Raw genomic sequence first — 21,233 nt, forward strand, 5'->3', positions numbered from 1 at the left:
TTACGCCGCTTCATCCTTCAACTGCGCGTCATAGCGGCGCTGGGCGGCGAGCACGTCTTTCAGATTCTGTTCGGCCCAATCGCGCAGCGGATCGACGGCGGCGGCGAGCGTCACGCCGAGCTGCGTGATCGAATATTCCACGGTCACCGGCACGGTTGCGATGGCGTGACGCTTGATCAATCCGTCGCGCTCGAGCGACTTGAGAACCTGGCTCAGCATCTTCTGCGAAATGCCTTCGATCGTGCGGCGCAATTGATTGAAGCGCATCGGATCCTCGCGCAGCAGCAGCAGGATCAGTACCGCCCATTTGTCACCGACGCGGTCGAGGATCTGTCGCGTGGGGCAGTTCGCTGCATAGACGTCTGGCTTCATCGTCGGGTCCTCACGATCCATTCCGCTGATTTGCCGGCCGCCGCCGGTTACTCCCGTGTAATCAGGTAAGCACAAAGTGCTCTCTTAACACCAGCGCTCTTTGCGATATTTAGTCACCGTTGGTTACTACAGAAGCAAAGGAGCCTTCCATGAAAATCGCAGTTGCCGGCGCCTCGGGCCGGGCCGGGTCGGAGATCACCAAGGAACTGTCCCGCCGCGGCCACGCTGTTACGGCCATCGCCCGCAACCCGGAGAAAATCGCGGTCCTGCCGAACGTCACGCCGACCAAGGGGGATGTGCTCGACCAGCCAGCCCTTGCCAAGCTGTGGGCCGGGCACGACGTCGCCGTGAGTTCCGTGCACTTCCTGGCCAGCGACGCGCTCAAGCTGATCGGCGCGGCCAAGGACTCCAAGGTCGGCCGTTACCTCGTCGTCGGCGGGGCCGGCAGTCTGGAGGTCGCTCCGGGCGTCAAGCTGGTGACAACTCCCGGTTTTCCGGCTCAGTACAAGGCTGAGGCGGAGGCGGGTTCAGCCTTTCTCGACCTGCTGCGGCAGGAAAAGGAGCTGAACTGGACCTTCATCTCGCCGTCGGCCCTGTTTATCGAGGGAGAGCGCACCGGCAAATTCCGGCTTGGGACGGATCAGCTTCTCGCAGATGCGAACGGAAAGAGCTGGATCACCTTCGCGGATTACGCCATCGCGCTCGCCGACGAGATCGAGCGGCCGGCCCATGAGAGCCAGCGTTTCACGGTCGGCTACTAGGCCGTCGGCCGCTCCCGGGCCCTCCAGGATAAACCTTCCTGTGCAAGGGCTTGGGGGCGCCGGTCAGGCGAGCAGGGAAACATTGTCTGTCACAGGAGGCCGCTATATAACGCCCCGCTCAGCGGACCCCGTTCCGTGTACGAGTCGTTGCTTAGACAGATAGGCCGCCCTTGGAAAAGTTGAAAAACTACCGACCGACCGAAAAAGAGCCTTTCATGAACGACAGGCAGAAGGAGTACTTCCGCCTGAAGCTCCTCGCCTGGAAGGATGAGATCCTCAAAGAGTCCAAGCTCACCCTGCAAGCCCTGCAGGAGGAGAATGTGAACCACCCCGATCTCGCCGATCGGGCATCGTCCGAAACCGACCGCGCCATCGAACTCCGTGCCCGCGACCGCCAGCGCAAGTTGATCGCCAAGATCGACGCCGCGCTCCAGCGTATCGAGGACAACACCTACGGCTATTGCGAGGACACCGGCGAGCCGATCTCGTTAAAGCGGCTCGAGGCCCGTCCCATCGCGACGCTTTCGGTGGAGGCGCAGGAGCGCCACGAGAAACGCGAGAAGGTCTATCGCGACGAATAGAGTCCGAGCCGCAGCGATGCGGCTCTTTGTTTTTTGAACGCAAGGTGCGCCTTTTCGCGCCGTGATCAGCATTTTGCCTGTCGCTTGCAACCGCGCGTTTCGGCGCGCGGGCGCAATCGCGAAAAGTGAATCGCGATCAATGGGCTAGACTCAACTCCTCCGAACTCACGTGAGTTCGGATGAGAAACAGCCTTCACTTCAGGTGCGAGAGGTTTTGCGAGTCGCATCAAGGACATCGACTCGAATGCTGAGGCGCTGATCCAGCAGCTTCATACATTGCTGCAATCAGGCCTGTTGCGACGCTACAAGGCGTGCATCCCCATAAAGCCCGGACCAGCTCAATATTTCCTTAAACGCCGGCGCCGCCCGTGAGGTTTGCCATGATGTGGAACGATCAGCGTCCGCATCTCATCCAGCCTGGGCTGGCATGACGTGCTGCCGCGCGGCGCCCTGCGCTTGTCACGCCCCGGCGGGGATGCTGAAGTGCCGCCCTCGATTGTGGTGTGTAGGAGCCGGCGCCGATGGACAGAATTCTCGCAGCCGCAAAGGCGATCGCGCTGGCGCGCCGCAACCATGCGCCGCTAGCGGCGCTCGAAGTTCCTCCGGCCGATGAAGCCGAGGGCTATCAGGTCCAGCGGGCGCTGCACGATCTGCTGCTGCCGCATGCCGGCCCGCTGGTCGGTTACAAGATCGGCTGCACCAGCCAGGTGATGCAGGATTACATCGGGATTCCACACCCATGCGGCGGCGGCGTGTTCCAGAAAGGCGTGCACGACAGCGGCGTGCAGCTCGCGGCTGCCGACTATGTCCGCGTCGGCGTCGAATGCGAGATCGCGGTGCGGCTGAAGCGCAATCTCGCCGCCGGCGAGGCGCCGTTCACGGCCGAATGGGTCGGCGAAGCCGTCGAGGCCTATCATCCCGCGATCGAGATCGTCGACGACCGCTATGTGAAGTGGGAAACGATGGGCGCGCCGACGTTGATCGCCGACGATTTCTTCGCCGCCGGCTGCGTGTTGGGCGAGATCGTGCCGCGCTCGTCGGTGCCGGACCTGAAGGCCGTCAAAGGCCGCGCTATCGTCAACGGCGAAGAGGTCAGCCACGGCACCGGCGCCGACGTGCTCGGCCATCCCCACAACGCACTCGCCTGGCTCGCCAACCATCTCGCCGCCGAGGGCAAGGGTCTTCACGCGGGACAGCTCGTCCTGACGGGGAGTCTGGTCAAGACGCTGTGGCTGAAGGCCGGCGACAAGGTGCGGATGGAGCTGGACGGGCTGGGCGTGGTGGAGGCGGAGTTTACGTAGGCTCTGCGGGCACCGCGTCGTCATTCCCCGCGAAGGCGGGGAATCCAGTACGCCGCGGCTTCTCGGTTCATCGCTGACGTCTCGAAATACTGGATCGCCCGCCTTCGCGGGTGATGACAGTCGAGGGGGCGGAGAGGGGATAGCGGCGTCGCTACAATCGCGCGTCGCCGAGCGCTGTATGCAGCCATCGCCAAAATACATGCGGCCCTCGCCAGGGGAGCTAGCGAGGGCCGCGTCGTACATCGTCGTCCGCGCCTAGGTTCGCGAACACGATGTGGGAGCTCGGGAGAAGCTAGAAGGGCAGCAGCACGTCCATGACTTGCTGGCCGTAGCGCGGTTGCTGCACGTCCATGATCTGGCCGCGGCCGCCGTAGGCGATGCGGGCCTGCGCGATCTTGGTGGAATCGATGGTGTTGTCGCTCTGGATGTCTTCGGGACGGACGATGCCGGCGACGATGAGCTCGCGGATTTCGTAGTTGACGCGGATCTCCTGCTTGCCCTCGATCACGAGGTTGCCGTTCGGCAGGACCTGGGTGACGACCGCCGCGACGTTGGTCTGCAACGCTTCCTTGCGGTCCACGCTTCCTTTGCCCTCGCTGGACGCGGTCGAGTCGGCGGTGAGGATGCGGCCGGGCAACACCTTCTGCGCTTGGGCCCCCAATGTCTTGGCGCCGATGAAGTCGGTGATCCCGGAATCTTCCTTGTTGGTGCGGCTGCGCTGGGTGTCGTTTTCGATATTGGCCTTGTCGGTGATGTTCACGGCCACCGTCAGGATGTCGCCGACCTGATGGGCACGCTGGTCCTTGAAGAAGGCCCGGCTGCCGCTGCGCCACAGCGAGTTCGGATTGTAGGAGGCGACCTCGGGCTTCGGCATCGGCATCTGCACCGGCTTGTAACCGGGCTGCGTCGTCGGATTGTCGATCGCCGACAATTTCGGCTGCTCGCCGATCTGCGACAGACGGTCGATCGAGGAGCAGCCGCTCGCCAGCGCGCACGTCGCCAGCAGCAGGGCAGAGATCGCGATGCGACGGGGACGAAAAGCCGAACTGAACGTGGACATGACTTACTCTGACTTGGCTGGAGCTTGCGAGACGCGAACTTGCGGGATCTGGGCTTGTGCGATCTGGGCCGGGGATGCCGGGGCTTGGACCAGGTTCCGGACGAGGGCTGCGGTATCGACGGGGGCGGGCGCCTCGTCGCGCTTGAGCGAGGAGGTCTGTTCGACCGCGGCCGGCATCGGCGCGGCCTGGCTGGCGCCCTGGACCGTCACCTGGCCGCGGCCGGTGACGACGCCGCTCAGCGTGCGCTTGGTCTGCAGGTTGAGCACGCTGATGGTATCGCCCTCGGCGCCGCTCTCGATCGCCTTGCCGCGCGTGGTGAGATAGATTCCGGGAACCTGGTAGATGACGGTGACGTTCTGGTCGCGCTGCACGAAGTCGGGCTTGACGATGTCGGCGACGCGGATCGGCGTCCCCGCCCGCATCGGCCGGCGGAGCTGCATGCCGAGCGTGCGATCGCGCGAGGCGGCCTCACCGGTGACCTCGGCCTTCGGCCGCCGCTCCATGGCGACATCGGACGCCTTCAGGAGATCGACGCGGTCGATGTCGCGCGTCAGCACGGCCACTTCCACCGTTTCGATCGCGGTGCCGGTGAAACGCAGCTTGGTCGGTGCCGGATTGTTGTCGTTGTTGATCTCGAAGGTGATGTCGAAACGGCCGCTGCGGGCGTCGTAGCGGGTTGCCACCGGCTGCAGCACGCCGGTGTTGGAGGCATCCAGCCGCATGTCGGCAATGCCGCGGTCGAACGTGACGGTGATGTTGGCGGCATCGCCAAGTCCAAAGCGGCGCTCGAGCGCCGAGGCGACCGCGGTCTCGAGGTCCTTGTTCACGAGCGTGCGGGCGAGACGGGTGACCTGGACCTCCTTGATGTCGCCGGTCATCACGCCGATCACCTGCTTTGCGCGCAACACCGCCAGCACGTGGGCGACCGGCAGCGCACCGGTGGTGCCGAGATCGGGCGAGCGGTAGACCGGGATCAGCGCGGCCGAGCCGGCATTGTCGATGAGATCGCCGACCCGCACAACGTCCGAGGTCACGGTGATGCTCGCGCGCAGCGTCGGCGTCGCGATGAAGTCGTCGGCGGCCCGTGCGGGCAGCGCCAGCACGAGGAGAGCGGAGATCGTGGCGAGGGTGGTGCGGATCATCGTCATCACCTCAGCGGAACAACGCCGTGGTCGACTGCATCATCTGATCGGCGGCGCTGATCACCTTGGCGTTCATCTCGTAGGCGCGCTGGGCGGCGATCAGGTCGCTCATCTCCGAGACGACGTCGACATTGGCCTGCTCGAGGCTGCTCTGGGTGATATTGCCGAAACCCTCGGAGCTCGCGGTACCGTCCTGCGGCGGGCCGGAGGAGGGCGTCTCGGTGAACTGATTGTTGCCGACCGGCTGGAGGCCCGCTTTGTTGATGAATCGGGTCAGGCCGATCTGGCCCTGGACGGCCGAGGTCGACGAACCCGGCAGCGTCACCGAGACCTGGCCCTGCACGTTGATGGTGAGGCCCGAGGCGTTGTTCGGGATCGTAATCGTCGGTTGCACCGGGTTGCCCTGCGCCGTGACGATGCGCCCCTGATTGTCCATCTGGAAGGTGCCGTCGCGGGTGTACTGGTAGCTGCCGTCGGGCATCAGGATCTTGAAGAAACCTTCGCCCGTGATGGCCATGTCGAGGTCGTTGCCGGTCTGCGACAGCGTGCCCTGGGTCATGCTGCGCGGCGTGCCGACGGTCTTGACGCCGCCGCCGATGTCGACGCCGACCGGCAGGATGGTGCCCTGGTCGGACGACTGGGCGCCGACCCGGCGGACGTGTTCGTAAATCAGATCCTGGAACGCCGCGGTCTGCTTCTTGAAGCCGGTGGTGCGCAGGTTGGCGATGTTGTTGGAGATCACCTGAACGTTGAGTTCCTGTGCCGCCATTCCGGTTGCTGCGGTGTGAAGCGCCTGCATGTCAGTTCTCCCTCAATCAGGCCGGAACGTCGGCGAGCTTCTCGATCGCCGACTTGTGCATGTCACTCTGCTGCTGGAGCAGGTTGGCGATGGCGGTGTAGCTGCGCATGACTTCGACCATGCGGCTCATCTCACCGACCGAGTTCACGTTCGACTTCTCGACATAGCCCTGCTGCACGGTCGACTTGGTGTCGGCCTGCGGGACCGCGGAGCCGATGTCATAAAGGTTGGCGCCCAGCTTGGTCAGCTTGGCCGGATCGTCGAACGAGGCCATGCGGATCTTGCCGCGGATCGAATCGTTTTTGGCCGTGCCCTCGAGCACCGTGACGGTGCCGTCCGGCGCGACGTTGATGTCGTGGTCGGTCGGCTGGAAGGTGATCGGGCCGCTGGTGCCCAGCACGAGGTTGCCGTCGGAGGTGACGAGCTGGCCGGTGCTGTTGAGCGAGAATTTTCCGTCGCGGGTGTAGCGCTCGGCGCCATTGGCCTGAACCGCGAAATAGGCGTTGCCGCTGATCGCCATGTCGAGCGGATTCTTGGTCGGCTCCATCGGCCCCTGGCCGACGTCGCGGAAGGTGCCGCGGTCCTGCACATAGGAGACCCGGCGGTCGGAGCCGACGAAATTGTCCTCACGCGCGTTCGAGTTGAGGTACTCCTCGAACAGCGAATGATCGGCCTTGAAGCCGTTGGTGTTGGCGTTGGCGACGTTGTTGGCGATGACATCCATCTGCCGTTCCAACGTCATCTGTCGTGACAAGCCGATCAGAAGCGCGTTCTGCATCGGAAATCTCCCCTGAGTGAGATCTGCCAGCTCGCTCTCCCAAGCGCATCGGCCGATCCCGTGAACGAGACCTCGGGTTCTCCCAAACCTTGGGTCTCGGTCCTTTCTCAGCGAAACTCGTGCCAGGCGGGAAAATTATGTACTTTCAATGCCTTGTCTGTTTTTCGAGGATGCGGGGAGGCGGCAGAAAGGGTCTGTTAGCCATGTTTGCCCGGCAGATTTTTCCTAGTGAAGGCCCAATCGAAAGGTTCCGTTAACCATTATTACCGTAGCGTTTGCGCGTAAGAGGAGCACTGCGCTGGGGCATTTGTATCGCGTCACTGTCTGCCAGGAGCTTCGCTCTTTCGACCCTTTTGAGAGATGAGCGAGCGCGGCGATCATGGCAGAGAATGAAGCGGAAGGCGGCGGAGCCGCTGAGGGCGCGGAAGCCGCTCCGCCCAAGAACAAGTTCAAGCTGATGATCATGGTGGTGGGCCTGCTCGCCGTTCTCGGCGGCGGCGCCGCGACGTGGTTCTTCTTTTTCCGTCACGGCGACGACGAGCATCACGCCGAGGCGGCGCCTCCGCCGAAGCCGCCGGCTTTCGTCGAGGTTCCCGACATCATGGTCAACCTCGCCGGCGCGCCGGGCGAGCGCGTGCAATATCTGAAGCTCAAGATCGTGCTGGAGCTGAAGGAAGAGAAGCAGGTCGAGGCGATCAAGCCGACGATGCCGCGCATCACCGACATCTTCCAGACCTATGCGCGCGAGCTGCGCTCCTCCGACCTCAACGGTTCCGCCGGCATCTTCCGCCTCAAGGAAGAGCTGACCAAGCGCGTCAATGCGGCGGTGGCTCCGGTCCAGGTCAGCGCGGTGCTGTTCAAGGAAGTCGTGATCCAGTGAGCATGACGGGCTAGGGATCATGGCAGGCACCGACCAACCAGACCAGGATGCAATTGCCGCCCAATGGGAGGCCTCGCTCGATTCCGAGGATCCCGCTGAGGCCGCGAAGGCTGCTGCCGAAAACGAACTATCCGAGACCATGGCCCTGCAATGGGCGGCCATGGTCGAGGATGGCAGCCGCGATCTCGGCGCCGGCAAGAATTCCGGCGAACGCGTGCTGTCGCAGGAGGAGATCGACAACCTCCTCGGCTTCGCGGTCGGCGACGTCACGCTCGACGATCATTCCGGCATTCGCGCCATCATCGATTCGGCAATGGTCTCCTACGAGCGTCTGCCGATGCTCGAAATCGTCTTCGACCGCCTGGTGCGATTGCTGACGACCTCCTTACGCAATTTCACCTCCGACAACGTCGAAGTCTCGCTCGACCGCATCACCTCGGTGCGCTTCGGCGACTACATGAACTCGATCCCGCTGCCCGCCGTCCTCACCGTCTTCAAGGCCGAAGAGTGGGACAATTTCGGCATGGCCGTGGTCGATTCCAGCCTGATCTACTCGATGATCGACGTGCTGCTCGGCGGCCGCCGCGGCTCGAGCCAGCTGCGCATCGAGGGCCGGCCCTACACCACGATCGAGACAGAGTTGGTCAAGCGGCTGGTCGAAGTCGTCATGGCCGATGCCGAACAGGCGTTCCGGCCGCTGTCGCCGGTGACCTTCACCATCGACCGGCTCGAGACCAACCCGCGCTTCGCCGCGATCAGCCGTCCTGCCAACGCAGCGATCCTGGTGCGGCTGCGCATCGACATGGAAGATCGCGGCGGCAACATCGAGCTGTTGCTGCCTTACGCGACCATCGAGCCGATCCGGGGCGTCCTGCTCCAGATGTTCATGGGCGAAAAGTTCGGCCGCGACCAGATCTGGGAAGGCCACTTCGCCACCGAGATCGTCCAGGCCGAGATCTCCGTCGACGCTGTGCTCTACGAAGCCGACATTCCGCTCAAGCAACTGATGCGGCTGAAGGTCGGGGACACGCTGCCGCTGGACATGCGCGCGGATGCCAGCGTCACCGTTCGCTGCGGCGACGTCACCATCACCGAAGGACGCATGGGCCGGGTCGGCGACCGCGTCGCGATACGGGTGACGAAACCCTTGCGCAAGCCAAGTACGACACTTGCGATGTTCGAAAAGGTCGACGAGCAGAACAAGATGATGGAGGCCCCATGAACCACTCCCTGGGAATGGCGATCGAGACGCTGGTGGCTATCCTGCTGATGCTGACCATCGTCTACTGCGTCACGCTCAACAAGCGACTGACGCGGCTGAAGGCGGACGAGCATTCGCTGAAGGCGGTCATCGGCGAGCTGATCACCGCAACCGAGATCGCCGAGCGCGCGATCGGCGGGCTGAAGCTCGCCGTGCGCGACGTCAACGAGAACCTCGGCAGCCAGCTTGCGGCGGCGACCCAGATGTCCGAGCAGCTCTACAAGCAGCTCGGCGAAGCCGACAACGTGGTGCGGCGCCTGTCCAAGATCGCGATCGCCGCGCGCCCCGTGACGAACCCGGAAACGGTCGCCGCGCCCGCAGCCAAGCCTTCATCGGCGAAGGCGGTGGCGGCTGCGGCCGAAGCCTTCTCCGAGCGCCGACGATCCAACGGTCTTGCGGCATAAAGTCAGGGTATGAAGTCTTTTCGCAACATCCGCGTCATTCCGATCGTGCTGGTTGCCGTCGCTGGCTTGGCCACGCTGAAGGTCACGGGTCTTGTGATCAACGGCGGCTATGTCTTCGACTATAAGCCGAGCCAGACCAAGAAGTCGTGGGCGCAGGAGAATCTGAACTTCCCGGCCAGCCGCGAGGATCCCGATATCACGGGCTCGACCCATGGCGCGCCGAAGGAGGCGCCGAAGCCGGCCGCACCCGACACCAAGTCCGAAGGCGCCGCGGTCAAGGAGGAAGCCCAGCCGCAGATCTCCGCCTCGGAGCGCGCGATCCTGGAACGCCTGCAGTCGCGTCGCCAGGAGATCGAGGCCCGCCAGCGCGAGATCGACATCCGCGAGAGCCTGTTGAAATCCGCCGAGAAGCGCATCGAAAACAAGGTCGAGGAGATGAAGGCGGTAGAAACCCGTATCTCCGCGACGCAGGCCGAGCAGAAGGCCGCCGAAGCCCAGCGCATGAAGGGCCTCGTCACCATGTATGAGGGCATGAAGCCCAAGGACGCCGCGCGGGTCTTTGACCGGCTCGAGATGGGCGTGCTGATTGAGATCGCCTCGCAGATCGCGCCGCGAAAAATGTCGGACATCATGGGATTGATGTCCCCGGAGGCCGCCGAGCGGCTGACGGTCGAGATGGCCCGCAGGGCCAATGGCGGCGGCGATCAGTCCGCCTCGGCCGGCGAGCTGCCCAAGATCGACGGCAAGCCGACGCAAAAGCCGAATTGAGGGCTCATACTTAAGAAGTCCTTAATTGCCAAAATCTACAGTCTGGGGCAGGGGCCGGCAGCAATGCCGGCGTGGACCGTCGAACCGGAAGTAATGCCGCCAATGGCGCGAGACGCTGCCGCTGGATTTGTGTCGCGAGCCCGCGCCCTGGCGCGGAGGCTGTCGCGTCATGTCCGCGCGGCGCCGCTGCTGGCAGCCAGCCTGCTGATCGGCTTCACGGCGCCTGTCCGGGCGGCCGACGCGATCAGGGGCGAGGCGACTTTCTCGGCCAGCGGCGGCTTTGCCCGTCTCGTGATCAAGCTCGGGGAGGACGTCCCCTCCGAGGTTACGACGGCCGGCTCCATTCTCGTCATCCGTTTCGACCGGGCAGTCGACGTTCCCGTCGATCGCGTCCCGGAAGGCGCGCCCGACTACGTCAACTCCGCCCGCCGCGATCCCGATGGCGGCGCCATCCGCCTGTCGCTGGCGCGGCGCGTCACCGTCAACACCATGAATGCCGGCGAACGTACCTTCATCGACCTCTTGCCGGAGGGTTGGAAGGGGCCGCCGCCGAGCTTGCCGATGGACGTGGTCAAGGAACTCGCCGAGCGCGCGCGCGTCGCCGAACGCGCGCTGCGCGCCCAGCGCGCCGCGGCGGAGAGTAAGAAACGGCCGCAGATCCGCGTGCGCGCGTCGGTGCAGCCGACCTTCGTCCGCTTCGTGTTCGAGATGCCGGATGGCGTCGGCGTATCCTCCGTGCTCAATGAACAGAAGCTCACGCTCGCCTTCAACGCCAACCTGAATTTCGATCTGGCGGACGCGGTCGTCGCAGCGCCGCCGAACGTCGCCTCGATCAAGCAGAAGGCCGACATCGACCAGACCAGTGTCGAGATCGCGCTGATCGGCGATTCCGACGTGCATTCGTTCCGCGACGAGAAGAACTACGTCGTCGACATCTCCTTCCAGCCGGACAAGGGCAAGATGGCCACGTCGGCGGAAGCTGCGATCGCGCAGGCCAAGCCCGCCGCTCATGGACCGGCGCCTGCGCCTGAAAAGCCGGCGGCCGAGAAGCCCAAGGACGCGCATCGCGAGATCGCGCCGCCGACGTCCGAGACGATCGCGCGCGAAGCCAGGATCGATGCCAAGCCCGAGGTGAAGCCGGAAGCGCCCGCCGCCATGCCGCCCGCTGAAGCGCCGAAATCGGTGCCCGCTCCTGCATCCGAAGCCGCGCCCGCTGCGCAAGCGCCCAAGGAAGCGCCCAAGGAAGTTTCGAAGTCTGTCGCGCCAGTTGCAGACGCTGCGGTCGCGCCCGCCAAGCCGGTCATGGCCGAAGCGGCTCAAGAGGTCGTGAAGGATGCTGCCAAAGAGCCGGTCAAGGAGCCCGTCAAGGCCGCGCCAGCAGAGGCGCCCGCTGCGCCGCAGCCGACTGGTGCCAGCGTCGATGTCCGCCGCGACAGCGACGGCCTGCGGGTAACTTTCCCGCTTCAGGTCGCAACCCCTGCGGCGGCGTTCCGCCGCGGCGACACCGTTTGGCTGGTGTTCGATACGGCAAAGCCGATCGACGTCGAGGCGATCCGCACCAAGGGCGGCGCGATGATCGGCGAGGTCGGCCGCGTCCCGCTCGAGAAGGGACAGGCGGTGCGCATCCGTCTCACCCGGCCGCTGGTCTATTCGCTGTCGAGCGAGGAGGTCGGCAAGCAGACCAACTGGCTCTTGACGCTCGCCGACAAGATCCAGGCGACGCCGCTGCCGCTGATGATCTCGCGCAACATCACCGACCCGGCGCTCGCCAACATCGCGATCCCCTTCGCCAATCCGGGGCTCCTGCACAAGCTCACCGATCCCGATGCCGGCGACACGCTCTATGTCATCACCGCGCAGCGGCCGGTGCGCGGCTTCATCAAGCGGCAGGACCTCGTCGATCTCGCGCTGCTGGAATCCGCGCATGGCATCGCGATCCGGCCGAATTCCGACGAGGTCGGCGTCGAGGTCGGGGCCGACAAGGTCATCCTCGGCAAAAAGGGCGGGCTAACGCTGTCCCCGGTCGACATCTCGGCCGAGCGCGCGCCGACCGCAGTGCGGCCGGTCTTCAGCCCCGAAGGTTGGCGCAAGGGCCAGTCGGAAAATTTCATAGCGCGCCAGAACGAGCTGATCACGGCGATCGCCAACCTCGAACCGGCGATGCGTTCCCTGCCGCGGCTCGACCTCGCGCAATTCTACATGTCGCGCGCGATGTATCACGAGGCGAAGGCCGTCACCGAATTGATGCTCGCCGATCCTCTCAACAAGGAGGAGAGCGGTGCGCTGATCATGCATGCGATCGCGAGCATCCTGATCGGTCGGCCGGCGCAGGGCCTGAAGGACCTCGCCAACCCCGTGATCGGCAACAGCCACGATTCCCAGCTCTGGAAAGCGCTCGCCTATGCGCGCCAAGGCAAATGGGCGGACGCGCGCGAGAAGTTCAAGAACGTCGAATTCGCCATCGCCTCGCTACCGCTCGACATCCAGCGCATCGTGACGATGGAGGCGATGCGCGCTTCGCTCGAGGTGAAGGACTATGCCGGCGCCTCCAAGCGCCGCAGCGAGCTCGAGGTGGTCGGCGTCTCGCCCGAGGCCGCGCCCGGCTTTGCCGTGCTGCGCGGCCGGCTTGCCGAGGCGCTCGGCCACGACAAGGACGCGCTCGACGACTACAAGTTCGCCGTCGGCTCGTCCGATCGGCCGGCTGCGGCCGAGGCCAAGCAGCTCGAGGTCGCGCTGCGGCAGAAGCGCGACGAGATCGGCAAGGAAGACGCGTTGCGCGAGCTCGAAACGCTCTCGATGACCTGGCGCGGCGACTCGATTGAGGTCAAGACGCTGCAGATGCTGTCGCAGATGTTTGCAGAGAACGGACGCTACCGGGACGCGCTCACCGCGGCGCGCACCGCGACAAAGCTGCAGCCGAACGCAGAAGCCTCGCGCCAGGCGCAAGACCTCGCCTCCGACCTGTTTACGCAGCTCTTCCTGGGACCCAAGGGCGACGAGCTGCCGCCGATCGAATCGCTCGGGATGTTCTACGAGTTCCGTGAGCTGACGCCGATCGGCCGCCGCGGCGACGAACTGATCCGACGCCTCGCCGACCGTCTCGCCTCGATCGATCTGCTCGACCAGGCCGCCGAGCTCCTGCAATACCAGGTCGACCATCGCCTCGAAGGCGCGGCGCGTGCGCAAGTCGCCGCGCGCCTCTCCATGATCTATCTCGCCAATCGCAGACCCGACATGGCGATCACGGCGTTGCGCGCGAGCCGGATCAGCGACCTCTCAGGCGAGCTCAGGCAGCAACGCCTGCTGCTGGAGGCGCGTGCACAGAGCGACGTCGGCCGCCACGATCTTGCGCTCGATATCGTCTCCAACGTTACAGGCCGCGAGGTGCTGCGCCTACGCTCGGATATCTTCTGGGCGGCGCGGCGCTGGCGTGAATCCGCCGAGCAGATCGAGCTCTATTACGGCGAGCGCTTCCGTGACTTCAAGCCGCTCAACGCGGTGGAGAAAAGCGACATCATCCGCGCCGCCGTCGGTTATGCGCTCGCCGACGACTCGATCGGCATGTCGCGCTTCCGCGAGAAATATGCGCCGCTGATGAGCGAGAGCGCCGATCGGCTCGCCTTCGACATCGCGAGCAAACCGACCGGCGCTTCCAGCGCCGAATTTGCCGATATCGCCAAGCTGGCTGCCAGCGTCGACACGCTCGACGGCTTCCTGCGCGAGATGAAGCGGCGCTTTCCCGACGCCACCGCCCGCGCGCCGGCCTCTCCACAGGCCAAGGACGAGTCCGACCACACCGGCTCGCTGCCCACGATCCCCGTCGTGCGCCAGATCAAGATGACGCGATAGGACGCCGCTCCTTCTTGGCCTCGCGACAGGTACCCGTGAGCCAGCTCTCAGGTGACGGGCAGGGCCGAAGACTATCGCCCGCGTACTCATCAACCCGATCAGTCCGCGAGGACGTAGGCCTTGTCCATTCAGTCTTTGAGACCGGACATGGCCCGTTTGCCTGTGCTAGTCGGCTGAGGGCTCCAGGTCCATTGTGAGAAACATATGCTCCGCGAACCGATCTTAGGGCGTAGAAACAGGGGAAGCCGCTAAGGCCAGCAAGCGACGTTAACGGGCCTAATTGAGCTTTGCCCGGACCTGATAAATTGCCGAGCCCAAGCTCGAGGCAAGCACTAGCACAAGACCAAGCCCGATCATGGGGTTGCTTGCGATCACCGCCGCAAGCGATACGCCTAGCGCCGCGGCCAACATCTGCCAGAAACCTAACAGGGCCGAGGCAGCACCGGCGCGATCGCCGAATGGCGAAAGAGCTTGCGCGCTGCAGAGCGGATTGACCATGCCCATGCCCAGCAGGAATACACATGCGCCGACAAGAAATGGCAAAAAGCGCCCGTCGAAAAGCGCGAATAGCAACACCATGCCGCCGCCGACACAGGCCAGCGCGAGACCGATGCAAATCGATCGGTCGAGACCAAGGTGCGGAACAATTTTGGTAGCGATAATGCCGGCACTAAAGACGATCATGACAGTGCCTGCGAAGAACAGGCCGAGTTGCATGGGTGTGAAGTCGAGGCCTTCTATCAAGACACGCGGCAACGCCGAAAACATTGCAAACAGCGCACCTAAGATGAGGCTAACAGTTGCGGCAGGAACCACGAAACGGCGGTCAGTCGATAGCGACCAGTAATTCTTTGCGATCGTCGAGGAATTGAACTCGGCGCGTGGCGCGTGGTGCGTTTCTCCGAAAGCCGCAAGAAATGCCGAAGCGGCGACGACGGCAAAGATTCCGACGAACACAAAGGCTGAACGCCAGCCAAAAAAATGATCCAGCGCGCCACCGACCAGGGGCGAGAATCCAGGCGCCGCTGCCATCGCAACCATAACAAAGGTGAGCACGCGCGCTAGCTTTTCGCCCTGGAAAAGATCTCTTGCGATAGCTCGCGAAAGGACAGACGTGGCACATGCGCCACCGGCCTGCACAACGCGACCAATCAATAGTGCCGCCAAATCATTGGCCAACGCGCACCATATGCTACCTGCGAAAAATACAGCAAACCCGATCATCACGGGTATGCGCCGGCCGAAACGATCCGATAACGGACCGACAACGAGTTGTCCGACCGCGAACATGGCGAGGAATATGGTGATAGCTGACGTTACCTGAGCGCTGGTGACGCCCACCGCGACGGCGATACTCGGTAGCGAAGGCAACAAAATGTTGGTGGCCAACGTGCCACTCGCAGACAACGCAGCAAGAACGGCGACCTGAAGACCAAGCGGCACGACCCGAGCGAGTAGATGGTTTTCGATGTTGCTGGTCATAAGCCGCTTCGGATCTAGGGATGATGACCATCATATCAATGACCATTGAATGCGCAACCTGAGCATATTCCGATATGTCACGAGCCGCCGAACGCGCTGACGATGGCAGGCTTCCGTCTTGCGCTGGTAAGCTCAAGTGCACGCCTACAAGCATCGGGCTAGAGAGGATGGGGTCGCTGACCGCTACCCAGGACCGCTACCCCCCGTAACTCTGCACCAGACTGCCTGCCACCAGCGACCAGCCGTCGACCAGCACGAAGAAGATCAGCTTGAACGGCAGCGAGATCGTTGCCGGCGGCAGCATCATCATGCCCATCGACATCAGCACGGACGCGACGACGAGGTCGATGATCAGGAAGGGAAGGAACAGCAGAAAGCCGATCTCGAAGGCGCGCTTCAGCTCCGAGATCATGAAGGCGGGGACGAGGATGCGTAAGCCTAGATCGTCGGGGGTTGCCGGCGGCGGCTCGCCGGAGAGATCCAGGAACAGCTTGAGGTCCTTCTCGCGGACGTTCTTCTGCATGAAGCCGCGCAGGGGGACGGAGGCGCGCTGGAGCGCGTCCTCGACGCCGAGCTGATTGGCGACCAGCGGACGGATGCCTTCGTCGTAGGATTTTTGCAGGACGGGTCCCATCACGAAGAAGGTGAGGAACATCGCTAGCGCGATGATCACCGAGTTCGGCGGGGCGGTCGCGGTGCCCATTGCGGTGCGCAGCAGCGACAGCACGACCACGATGCGCGTGAACGACGTCATCATGATCAGGATCGACGGGGCGATCGACAGCACCGTGAGCAGCGCGATCAGCTGGATCGCGCGCTCGGTGACGCCGCCACCGCCAGCGCCTCCGCCGCCGAGATTGATGCTGATGTCCTGCGCATGTACCGGCATCGCGAGCGAAGCCGCGCCGATCAGGACAGAAAGAAGAAAAACTCTACGCGGGAGGGCCGGCAGCCTCACGAAGACGGCTTCGGACGGCCGAGCAACGAGGCCATCTCGTCTTCGAGATTTTCAAAGCTGGTCTTTTCCGGAGCCGGCTTTGCGGCAGGTGCCGGTGGCGCCGGCGGCTCGCTGCGGGCCACACGCGGAGGAGCGGCCGGGGGCTCCGGGGCGACCGGTGGGGCAAGCGTCTCGCCGGCGGGGCGGCGCAGCGCAGCTTCGAGCCGCTGCGCCATCTCGGCGAGATTCTGCTCGGCGCTCGATGGCCCCCCAGGAGCGGACGCCGGCGGCGGAACGGGCGGAGCCTGCGGCACAGGCGGAGGAGGCGCGGCTACGCGCTCGGAGCGCACCGGAGGCGCCTTTACCGGCTCGCTCTGGCGGGGCGGGCGCGGCATCAGAGGGGGTTCGTTGCGCGCAACGCGCGGCGGAATAGGTTCGGGACGCGGCTCGCGCTCGGGGCGCGGCGCGAGCGGCTCGGAGGTGAAGCCGGCCAGTGGCGGCTCGTTGCGGCGTTCGGCCAGCCCGGGAGCGGGCCGGCGCACTTCGTCGGCGAAGGAGGGACGCGCGGGCCGCGGTGGCGGCTCGGGCATTTGCGGCTCGGGATGATCGAGCAGCTCGGGCCGCGGTGCTTCGTCGGCCCAGCTGCTGGTATCATGCATCGGCGCAAGACGCGGCGGCTCGGCGGCATTGGAACGCTGCGGGAGCTGGTCGCGGCCGGGTGCTGCGCGCACGATGTTGGGTTCGACGACGATGTCGGTGGGGCCACCGATCATCAGAAGATGCTCGACATTGTCACGCCGGACCAGCACCAGACGGCGGCGGCCGTCGACCGCGGCGGCATCGATCACGGCGAGCCGGGGCATCCGGCCGCGCTGGGTGTTTGCGCCAAGCCGGCTGGTGGCGAATCGGCGAACCAGCCATGCAGCGACGCCGATCAACGCCAGAACGACGATGAACGCGACGATGAAGGTGATAGGGCTGCCTTGCATACTTGTCCCCGACAAATGGCGCTTGTCTCGGGCCAGTGGTCAGATGCGCCAACCACCGGCTTACGTTGCCCCAAACTGCGATTTCTTAACGTCCCACGGCAAGTTTTGCCGTCCCCAACTCTTAATAACCCATGAATCGCTCGATCCAAAACGACTTCTTGACCTGTGAATGCGCCGCCAAGCGGTTGGGTTAATGCCGCTTTTGGAGGCGTAGAATCACGGGGCACGCGCAGTGGTGTCCCGCCGGGGGACAACTGCCTGCGACCTCCTTAACCGGCTGTTAACCATACAGGCGGCAAATTCTGCCTACTTCGGACCTGGTCCGAGAGGCGGAAGGAGCCGCAACGATGTCCATCAACGATCTTCCGGTGCTATCGGCGCTTCGCACCAAGATGCAATGGCACCAGGAGCGCCAGCGCGTCTTGTCCGAGAACGTCTCCAATTCCGACACGCCCAAATTCCGTCCGCGCGACCTGGTCGAGCCGAAGCTGGACAAGAGCGGCGCCGTCACGGGTTCGATGGGTCCCTTGGCGCTCGCCCGCACCAGCGGTTCCCACATGGCGCCGTCAGGCGCGGCCTCCGGATTCGACCAGAACAAGAATGCGGGTTTTGAGACCCGCCCCGCGGGCAACGCCGTCAATCTCGAAGAGGAGATGATGAAGGCCGCCAGCAACCAGATGGACTATGCGGCGGCGACCTCGCTCTATTCGAAGAGCCTGCACCTGCTCAAGACCGCGATCGGCAAAGGCTAGAGCTAGAGGAAGCGCATCATGGCGAATGACAGCAGCGACTTTGCCCGTTCGATGGCGATCGCGACCTCCGGTCTGCGGGCGCAGGCCGGGCGCATGCGGGTGATCTCGGAGAACATCGCAAACGCGGATTCGACCTCGCAGACCGCCGGCGGCGATCCTTACCGGCGCAAGGTGCCGACGTTCTCCTCGGCGCTCGACCGTACACTCGACGCGCAGGTCGTCACCCTCGGCAGGATCAAGCCCGACCAGTCCAATTTCCGCACCAAATACGAGCCGAACAATCCGGCGGCGGATGCGACCGGTAACGTCAAATATCCCAACGTGAACTCGGTGGTCGAGATGACCGACATGCGCGACGCGCAGCGGTCGTACGAGGCCAACCTCAACATCATCAGCGCGACGCGCCGGATGATCCAGCGCACCCTCGACATCCTCAAGAGCTGAACAGGACATTTGAACCATGGCAACACCGACAATTGCCGCCAACGCCTATGCAAACCTCGCTCGCGTGCTGGAGAACAGCGGTGCCGGCAAGGGCAGCGAGCCGAGCGGGCAGTCCTTCGCCTCTCTTCTGAAAGATACTGTCGGCAGCGTCCTGGAGTCCGGCCGTAAATCGGACGCACAGACGGTGGCGATGGCCGCCGGGAAGGCCAACGTGATGGACGTGGTGACGGCGGTCGCAGATACCGACGTCGCCGTGTCCACGCTGGTCTCTGTCCGCGACCGCGTGATCGCGGCCTATGAAGACATCATGAAGATGCCGATCTGATTTTTCTGGTTCGTGTGTCCTCATCAAGAGGTGGGGATGAGAGTTGAATAAAGGAACTGCGAAATGACCGGACCGGAAACCCTCGACGTCGCGCGTGATGCGATCTGGACGATCGTGATCGTGTCGTCGCCCCTGATGGTGGTCGGCCTCGTGGTCGGCGTCGTCGTGTCGCTGTTCCAGGCGCTGACGCAGATCCAGGAGCAGACGCTGATCTACGTGCCGAAAATCCTGGCCATCTTTGCCACAATGCTGTTGGCCTTGCCATTCATGGCAGACGCACTGCATTCCCACATGCTGCGGATATCGTCGCGAATCATCGGCGGCTGAGGCACTATGCGCCTATCATGCGCATCGACGTCTCGCTGCTGCCGGCGCTTGCCGCCTCCTTCATGCTCGCCTTTGCCCGGGTCGGCGCGATGGTGATGCTGTTGCCGGGCCTGGGCGAGACCAATATCCCGACACGGATCAAATTGTCGATCGCGCTGCTGCTCACGCTGATCATCCTGCCGCTGCATCGCAATGCCTATCAGGTCGACATGGGCTCGATCGCGCCGCTGCTGGTCCTGATGCTGCATGAGATCGTGATCGGCATCGTGCTGGGAGCGACCGCGCGGGTGACGTTGTCGGCGCTGCAGGTTGCCGGTGCCGTGATCGCGCAGCAGATGGGGCTCGGCTTCGTCACTTCGGTCGATCCGACTCAGGGACAGCAGGGCGTGCTGGTCGGCAACTTCCTGACGATACTGGGGGTGACATTGCTGTTCGCCACCGACAGCCATCATCTGGTGATCGCGGCGCTGAACGACAGCTACACGATCTTCGCGCCGGGCGAGACCGTGTCGAGCGGCGATGTCGCCGCACTGGCGACGCGCGCCTTTGCCGCCGCGTTCCGCCTGGGCTTGCAACTTTCCGGACCGTTCCTGGTGTTCGGCCTCGTCTTCAACATCGGACTCGGCGTGCTGGCGCGGCTGATGCCGCAGATGCAGGTCTATTTCGTCGGCGTGCCGCTGTCGATCTTCGCCGGCTTCCTGGTGCTTGCCGTCGTGCTCACGGCGATGATGGGCACCTTTCTCGACTACTTCATCGGTGTCATGCACCAGATGATGCCACTCAAGTGATCGGTGATCGATGGCGGAAGACAACGATCCAGAGAGTCAAACAGAAGACCCGACGCAAAAACGTCTCGAAGAGGCGCTCGAACGCGGTGACGTCGCCAAGAGCCAGGAGATCAACACCTGGTTCATGATCGCGGGCGCCACGCTCGTCGTCTCGAGCTTCTCGGGATCGGTCGGCAGCGGGCTGTTGGCGCCGATGCGCAACCTGCTCGCCAATTCCTGGATGATCAAGACCGACGGCAGGGCTCTGCTCGCCCTGATGCAGCAGATCGAAGTCGCGGTGCTGGCGGCGGTGGGCGTGCCGCTACTGATGCTGGTGCTGGCGGCAATTGCCGGCAACGTGCTGCAGCACCGACTGGTCTGGTCGGCCGAATCCCTCAAGCCCAAGTTCAGCAAGCTGTCGCCTGCCGAAGGCCTCAAGCGCATCTTCGGCAAGCAAGCGGCGGCGAACTTCCTCAAGGGTCTCGGCAAGCTGATCGTGCTCGGCGCGGTCATGACCGTGATCCTGTGGCCGGAGCGGCATCGCATGGAGGCGATGGTCAGGCTCGATCCGGCTGCCCTGCTCGGCGCCTCCACCAGCCTGACCATTCATCTGCTCGGCGCGGTGGTCGCGGCGCTCGCGATCATCGCCATCGGCGACTATTTCTTCCAGTATCGCAGCTGGTTCCAGCGGCAGAAGATGTCGCTCCAGGAGATCAAGGAAGAGTACAAGCAGTCCGAAGGCGACCCGCACATCAAGGGCAAGCTGAGGCAGCTGCGTCAGCAGCGCTCCAAGAAGCGCATGATGGCGGCGGTTCCCAAGGCCTCCGTGATCATCACCAACCCGACCCACTATTCGATCGCGCTGTCCTACGAGCGCGGCATGTCGGCGCCGATCTGCGTCGCCAAGGGCGTCGACAACCTCGCTTTCAAGATCCGGGAGATCGCGCGCGAGCACGACATCCCGATCGTCGAGAACGTGCCGCTCGCCCGCGCGCTCTACGCCACCGTCGAGATCGACGAGGAAATCCCGACCGAGCACTACCATGCGGTCGCCGAAGTCATCGGCTACGTCATGCGTCTGAAGAGCGGATTCGGTGCCGGCCGGCAATAAAACCCCTGAAAAGTACTGGAAATGGCCGTAATCTGGGAATCAGCGTACCTTTCGCCCCTGCTGCCCTTGCGCCTGCGGGTCCGATTCAGGCAGGGAGGACCCTGCGCGCCCTGTAGCGCGTTGATTCTCTGCCGACAGGCTG

Annotated in this window: 22 protein-coding genes; 14 read left to right on the top strand and 8 right to left on the bottom strand. The window is 64.1% G+C overall.

From position 1 onward, the window contains the following. Entirely contained in the window at window positions 1–372 is a 372-nt protein-coding gene (locus IVA93_RS12995; protein ID WP_026233175.1) for a winged helix-turn-helix transcriptional regulator, read from the bottom strand. Between the two features lie 149 nt (window positions 373–521). Between IVA93_RS12995 and IVA93_RS13000 the strand changes: the two genes are divergently transcribed. From IVA93_RS13000 to IVA93_RS13010, 3 genes are all read left to right on the top strand, one after another. Beyond that, window positions 522–1,133, top strand: coding sequence for an NAD(P)-dependent oxidoreductase (locus IVA93_RS13000; RefSeq protein WP_204511739.1), 612 nt, complete (start codon window positions 522–524; stop codon window positions 1,131–1,133). Window positions 1,134–1,348: 215 nt separating this feature from the next. Continuing rightward, complete coding sequence (gene dksA / locus IVA93_RS13005; protein ID WP_008554760.1) at window positions 1,349–1,714, top strand: RNA polymerase-binding protein DksA; 366 nt, start codon at window positions 1,349–1,351, stop codon at window positions 1,712–1,714. Window positions 1,715–2,235: 521 nt separating this feature from the next. Continuing rightward, entirely contained in the window at window positions 2,236–3,015 is a 780-nt protein-coding gene (locus IVA93_RS13010; protein WP_018456425.1) for a 2-keto-4-pentenoate hydratase, read from the top strand. Window positions 3,016–3,307: 292 nt separating this feature from the next. On the opposite strand, the gene flgH is transcribed toward IVA93_RS13010, so the two are convergent. The 4 genes from flgH to flgF are packed head-to-tail and all read right to left on the bottom strand — an operon-like array spanning window position 3,308 to window position 6,795. Beyond that, entirely contained in the window at window positions 3,308–4,075 is a 768-nt protein-coding gene (gene flgH, locus IVA93_RS13015; RefSeq protein ID WP_247486168.1) for a flagellar basal body L-ring protein FlgH, read from the bottom strand. Window positions 4,076–4,078: 3 nt separating this feature from the next. Next, entirely contained in the window at window positions 4,079–5,218 is a 1,140-nt protein-coding gene (gene flgA, locus IVA93_RS13020) for a flagellar basal body P-ring formation chaperone FlgA (protein WP_247337287.1), read from the bottom strand. A 10-nt stretch (window positions 5,219–5,228) separates the two neighbouring features. Next, window positions 5,229–6,017, bottom strand: a complete 789-nt coding sequence (gene flgG / locus IVA93_RS13025; protein ID WP_007602131.1) for a flagellar basal-body rod protein FlgG — start codon at window positions 6,015–6,017, stop codon at window positions 5,229–5,231. A 16-nt stretch (window positions 6,018–6,033) separates the two neighbouring features. Continuing rightward, window positions 6,034–6,795, bottom strand: a complete 762-nt coding sequence (gene flgF / locus IVA93_RS13030; RefSeq protein ID WP_085349414.1) for a flagellar basal-body rod protein FlgF — start codon at window positions 6,793–6,795, stop codon at window positions 6,034–6,036. A gap of 379 nt (window positions 6,796–7,174) precedes the next feature. Between flgF and fliL the strand changes: the two genes are divergently transcribed. From fliL to IVA93_RS13055, 5 genes are all read left to right on the top strand, one after another. Further along, the gene (gene fliL, locus IVA93_RS13035) at window positions 7,175–7,675 is read left to right on the top strand and encodes a flagellar basal body-associated protein FliL (RefSeq protein ID WP_007602133.1); all 501 of its coding nucleotides are present in this window, start codon (window positions 7,175–7,177) and stop codon (window positions 7,673–7,675) included. 19 nt (window positions 7,676–7,694) lie between these two features. Continuing rightward, window positions 7,695–8,897 carry a flagellar motor switch protein FliM gene (fliM, locus tag IVA93_RS13040; protein WP_018456420.1) on the top strand — a complete coding sequence of 401 codons (1,203 nt, stop codon included), beginning with the start codon at window positions 7,695–7,697 and terminating at the stop codon, window positions 8,895–8,897. Further along, the gene (locus tag IVA93_RS13045) at window positions 8,894–9,340 is read left to right on the top strand and encodes a DUF6468 domain-containing protein (protein ID WP_026233172.1); all 447 of its coding nucleotides are present in this window, start codon (window positions 8,894–8,896) and stop codon (window positions 9,338–9,340) included. Before fliM ends, IVA93_RS13045 begins: the two co-directional genes overlap by 4 nt. A 9-nt stretch (window positions 9,341–9,349) precedes the next feature. Next, window positions 9,350–10,108: a MotE family protein gene (locus IVA93_RS13050; protein WP_018456418.1), complete on the top strand. Its 759-nt coding sequence runs from the start codon at window positions 9,350–9,352 to the stop codon at window positions 10,106–10,108. Between the two features lie 102 nt (window positions 10,109–10,210). Next, window positions 10,211–13,957 carry a tetratricopeptide repeat protein gene (locus IVA93_RS13055; RefSeq protein ID WP_247789819.1) on the top strand — a complete coding sequence of 1,249 codons (3,747 nt, stop codon included), beginning with the start codon at window positions 10,211–10,213 and terminating at the stop codon, window positions 13,955–13,957. Window positions 13,958–14,233: 276 nt separating this feature from the next. Here the strand turns inward: IVA93_RS13055 and IVA93_RS13060 are convergent, their stop codons facing one another. The 3 genes from IVA93_RS13060 to IVA93_RS13070 all read right to left on the bottom strand — a co-directional run bounded on the left by IVA93_RS13060 (window position 14,234) and on the right by IVA93_RS13070 (window position 17,365). Beyond that, window positions 14,234–15,439 (bottom strand): multidrug effflux MFS transporter, encoded by a 1,206-nt coding sequence (locus IVA93_RS13060; protein ID WP_018456416.1) that lies wholly within the window; start codon window positions 15,437–15,439, stop codon window positions 14,234–14,236. A gap of 196 nt (window positions 15,440–15,635) precedes the next feature. After that, window positions 15,636–16,397: a flagellar type III secretion system pore protein FliP gene (fliP, locus tag IVA93_RS13065; RefSeq protein ID WP_247789820.1), complete on the bottom strand. Its 762-nt coding sequence runs from the start codon at window positions 16,395–16,397 to the stop codon at window positions 15,636–15,638. After that, complete coding sequence (locus IVA93_RS13070) at window positions 16,394–17,365, bottom strand: flagellar biosynthetic protein FliO (protein WP_085358955.1); 972 nt, start codon at window positions 17,363–17,365, stop codon at window positions 16,394–16,396. Before IVA93_RS13070 ends, fliP begins: the two co-directional genes overlap by 4 nt. 347 nt (window positions 17,366–17,712) lie before the next feature. On the opposite strand from IVA93_RS13070, the gene flgB reads away from it, so the two are divergent. From flgB to flhB, 6 genes are all read left to right on the top strand, one after another. After that, entirely contained in the window at window positions 17,713–18,117 is a 405-nt protein-coding gene (gene flgB / locus IVA93_RS13075; RefSeq protein ID WP_018456413.1) for a flagellar basal body rod protein FlgB, read from the top strand. Between the two features lie 18 nt (window positions 18,118–18,135). Continuing rightward, on the top strand, window positions 18,136–18,561 hold the full coding sequence (gene flgC, locus IVA93_RS13080; protein ID WP_007602149.1) for a flagellar basal body rod protein FlgC: 426 nt from the start codon (window positions 18,136–18,138) through the stop codon (window positions 18,559–18,561). 16 nt (window positions 18,562–18,577) lie between these two features. Further along, window positions 18,578–18,886 (top strand): flagellar hook-basal body complex protein FliE, encoded by a 309-nt coding sequence (gene fliE / locus IVA93_RS13085; RefSeq protein WP_007612285.1) that lies wholly within the window; start codon window positions 18,578–18,580, stop codon window positions 18,884–18,886. A 63-nt stretch (window positions 18,887–18,949) separates the two neighbouring features. Further along, window positions 18,950–19,213 (top strand): flagellar biosynthesis protein FliQ, encoded by a 264-nt coding sequence (gene fliQ / locus IVA93_RS13090; RefSeq protein ID WP_007612284.1) that lies wholly within the window; start codon window positions 18,950–18,952, stop codon window positions 19,211–19,213. 17 nt (window positions 19,214–19,230) lie between these two features. Further along, window positions 19,231–20,001: a flagellar biosynthetic protein FliR gene (fliR, locus tag IVA93_RS13095; protein ID WP_007612283.1), complete on the top strand. Its 771-nt coding sequence runs from the start codon at window positions 19,231–19,233 to the stop codon at window positions 19,999–20,001. Between the two features lie 10 nt (window positions 20,002–20,011). Continuing rightward, window positions 20,012–21,091, top strand: a complete 1,080-nt coding sequence (gene flhB, locus IVA93_RS13100; RefSeq protein WP_085358953.1) for a flagellar biosynthesis protein FlhB — start codon at window positions 20,012–20,014, stop codon at window positions 21,089–21,091. Window positions 21,092–21,233: the final 142 nt, after the last annotated feature.

It is taken from the genome of Bradyrhizobium sp. 155, from assembly GCF_023101105.1.
Taxonomy (GTDB): domain Bacteria; phylum Pseudomonadota; class Alphaproteobacteria; order Rhizobiales; family Xanthobacteraceae; genus Bradyrhizobium; species Bradyrhizobium canariense_D.

Bases quoted from the DNA above. Each gene is read 5' to 3' on its own strand.
- fliM (WP_018456420.1), top strand. From the start codon at position 7,695: ATGGCAGGCACCGACCAACCAGACCAGGATGCAATTGCCGCCCAATGG.
- dksA (WP_008554760.1), top strand. From the start codon at position 1,349: ATGAACGACAGGCAGAAGGAGTACTTCCGCCTGAAGCTCCTCGCCTGG.
- flgB (WP_018456413.1), top strand. From the start codon at position 17,713: ATGTCCATCAACGATCTTCCGGTGCTATCGGCGCTTCGCACCAAGATG.
- fliE (WP_007612285.1), top strand. From the start codon at position 18,578: ATGGCAACACCGACAATTGCCGCCAACGCCTATGCAAACCTCGCTCGC.
- fliL (WP_007602133.1), top strand. From the start codon at position 7,175: ATGGCAGAGAATGAAGCGGAAGGCGGCGGAGCCGCTGAGGGCGCGGAA.
- fliR (WP_007612283.1), top strand. From the start codon at position 19,231: ATGCGCATCGACGTCTCGCTGCTGCCGGCGCTTGCCGCCTCCTTCATG.
- flgG (WP_007602131.1), bottom strand. From the start codon at position 6,017: ATGCAGGCGCTTCACACCGCAGCAACCGGAATGGCGGCACAGGAACTC.
- IVA93_RS13060 (WP_018456416.1), bottom strand. From the start codon at position 15,439: ATGACCAGCAACATCGAAAACCATCTACTCGCTCGGGTCGTGCCGCTT.
- IVA93_RS13070 (WP_085358955.1), bottom strand. From the start codon at position 17,365: ATGCAAGGCAGCCCTATCACCTTCATCGTCGCGTTCATCGTCGTTCTG.
- fliQ (WP_007612284.1), top strand. From the start codon at position 18,950: ATGACCGGACCGGAAACCCTCGACGTCGCGCGTGATGCGATCTGGACG.
- IVA93_RS13000 (WP_204511739.1), top strand. From the start codon at position 522: ATGAAAATCGCAGTTGCCGGCGCCTCGGGCCGGGCCGGGTCGGAGATC.
- IVA93_RS13045 (WP_026233172.1), top strand. From the start codon at position 8,894: ATGAACCACTCCCTGGGAATGGCGATCGAGACGCTGGTGGCTATCCTG.
- flgC (WP_007602149.1), top strand. From the start codon at position 18,136: ATGGCGAATGACAGCAGCGACTTTGCCCGTTCGATGGCGATCGCGACC.
- flhB (WP_085358953.1), top strand. From the start codon at position 20,012: ATGGCGGAAGACAACGATCCAGAGAGTCAAACAGAAGACCCGACGCAA.
- flgF (WP_085349414.1), bottom strand. From the start codon at position 6,795: ATGCAGAACGCGCTTCTGATCGGCTTGTCACGACAGATGACGTTGGAA.
- IVA93_RS13010 (WP_018456425.1), top strand. From the start codon at position 2,236: ATGGACAGAATTCTCGCAGCCGCAAAGGCGATCGCGCTGGCGCGCCGC.
- flgH (WP_247486168.1), bottom strand. From the start codon at position 4,075: ATGTCCACGTTCAGTTCGGCTTTTCGTCCCCGTCGCATCGCGATCTCT.
- IVA93_RS12995 (WP_026233175.1), bottom strand. From the start codon at position 372: ATGAAGCCAGACGTCTATGCAGCGAACTGCCCCACGCGACAGATCCTC.
- flgA (WP_247337287.1), bottom strand. From the start codon at position 5,218: ATGATCCGCACCACCCTCGCCACGATCTCCGCTCTCCTCGTGCTGGCG.
- IVA93_RS13055 (WP_247789819.1), top strand. From the start codon at position 10,211: ATGGCGCGAGACGCTGCCGCTGGATTTGTGTCGCGAGCCCGCGCCCTG.
- IVA93_RS13050 (WP_018456418.1), top strand. From the start codon at position 9,350: ATGAAGTCTTTTCGCAACATCCGCGTCATTCCGATCGTGCTGGTTGCC.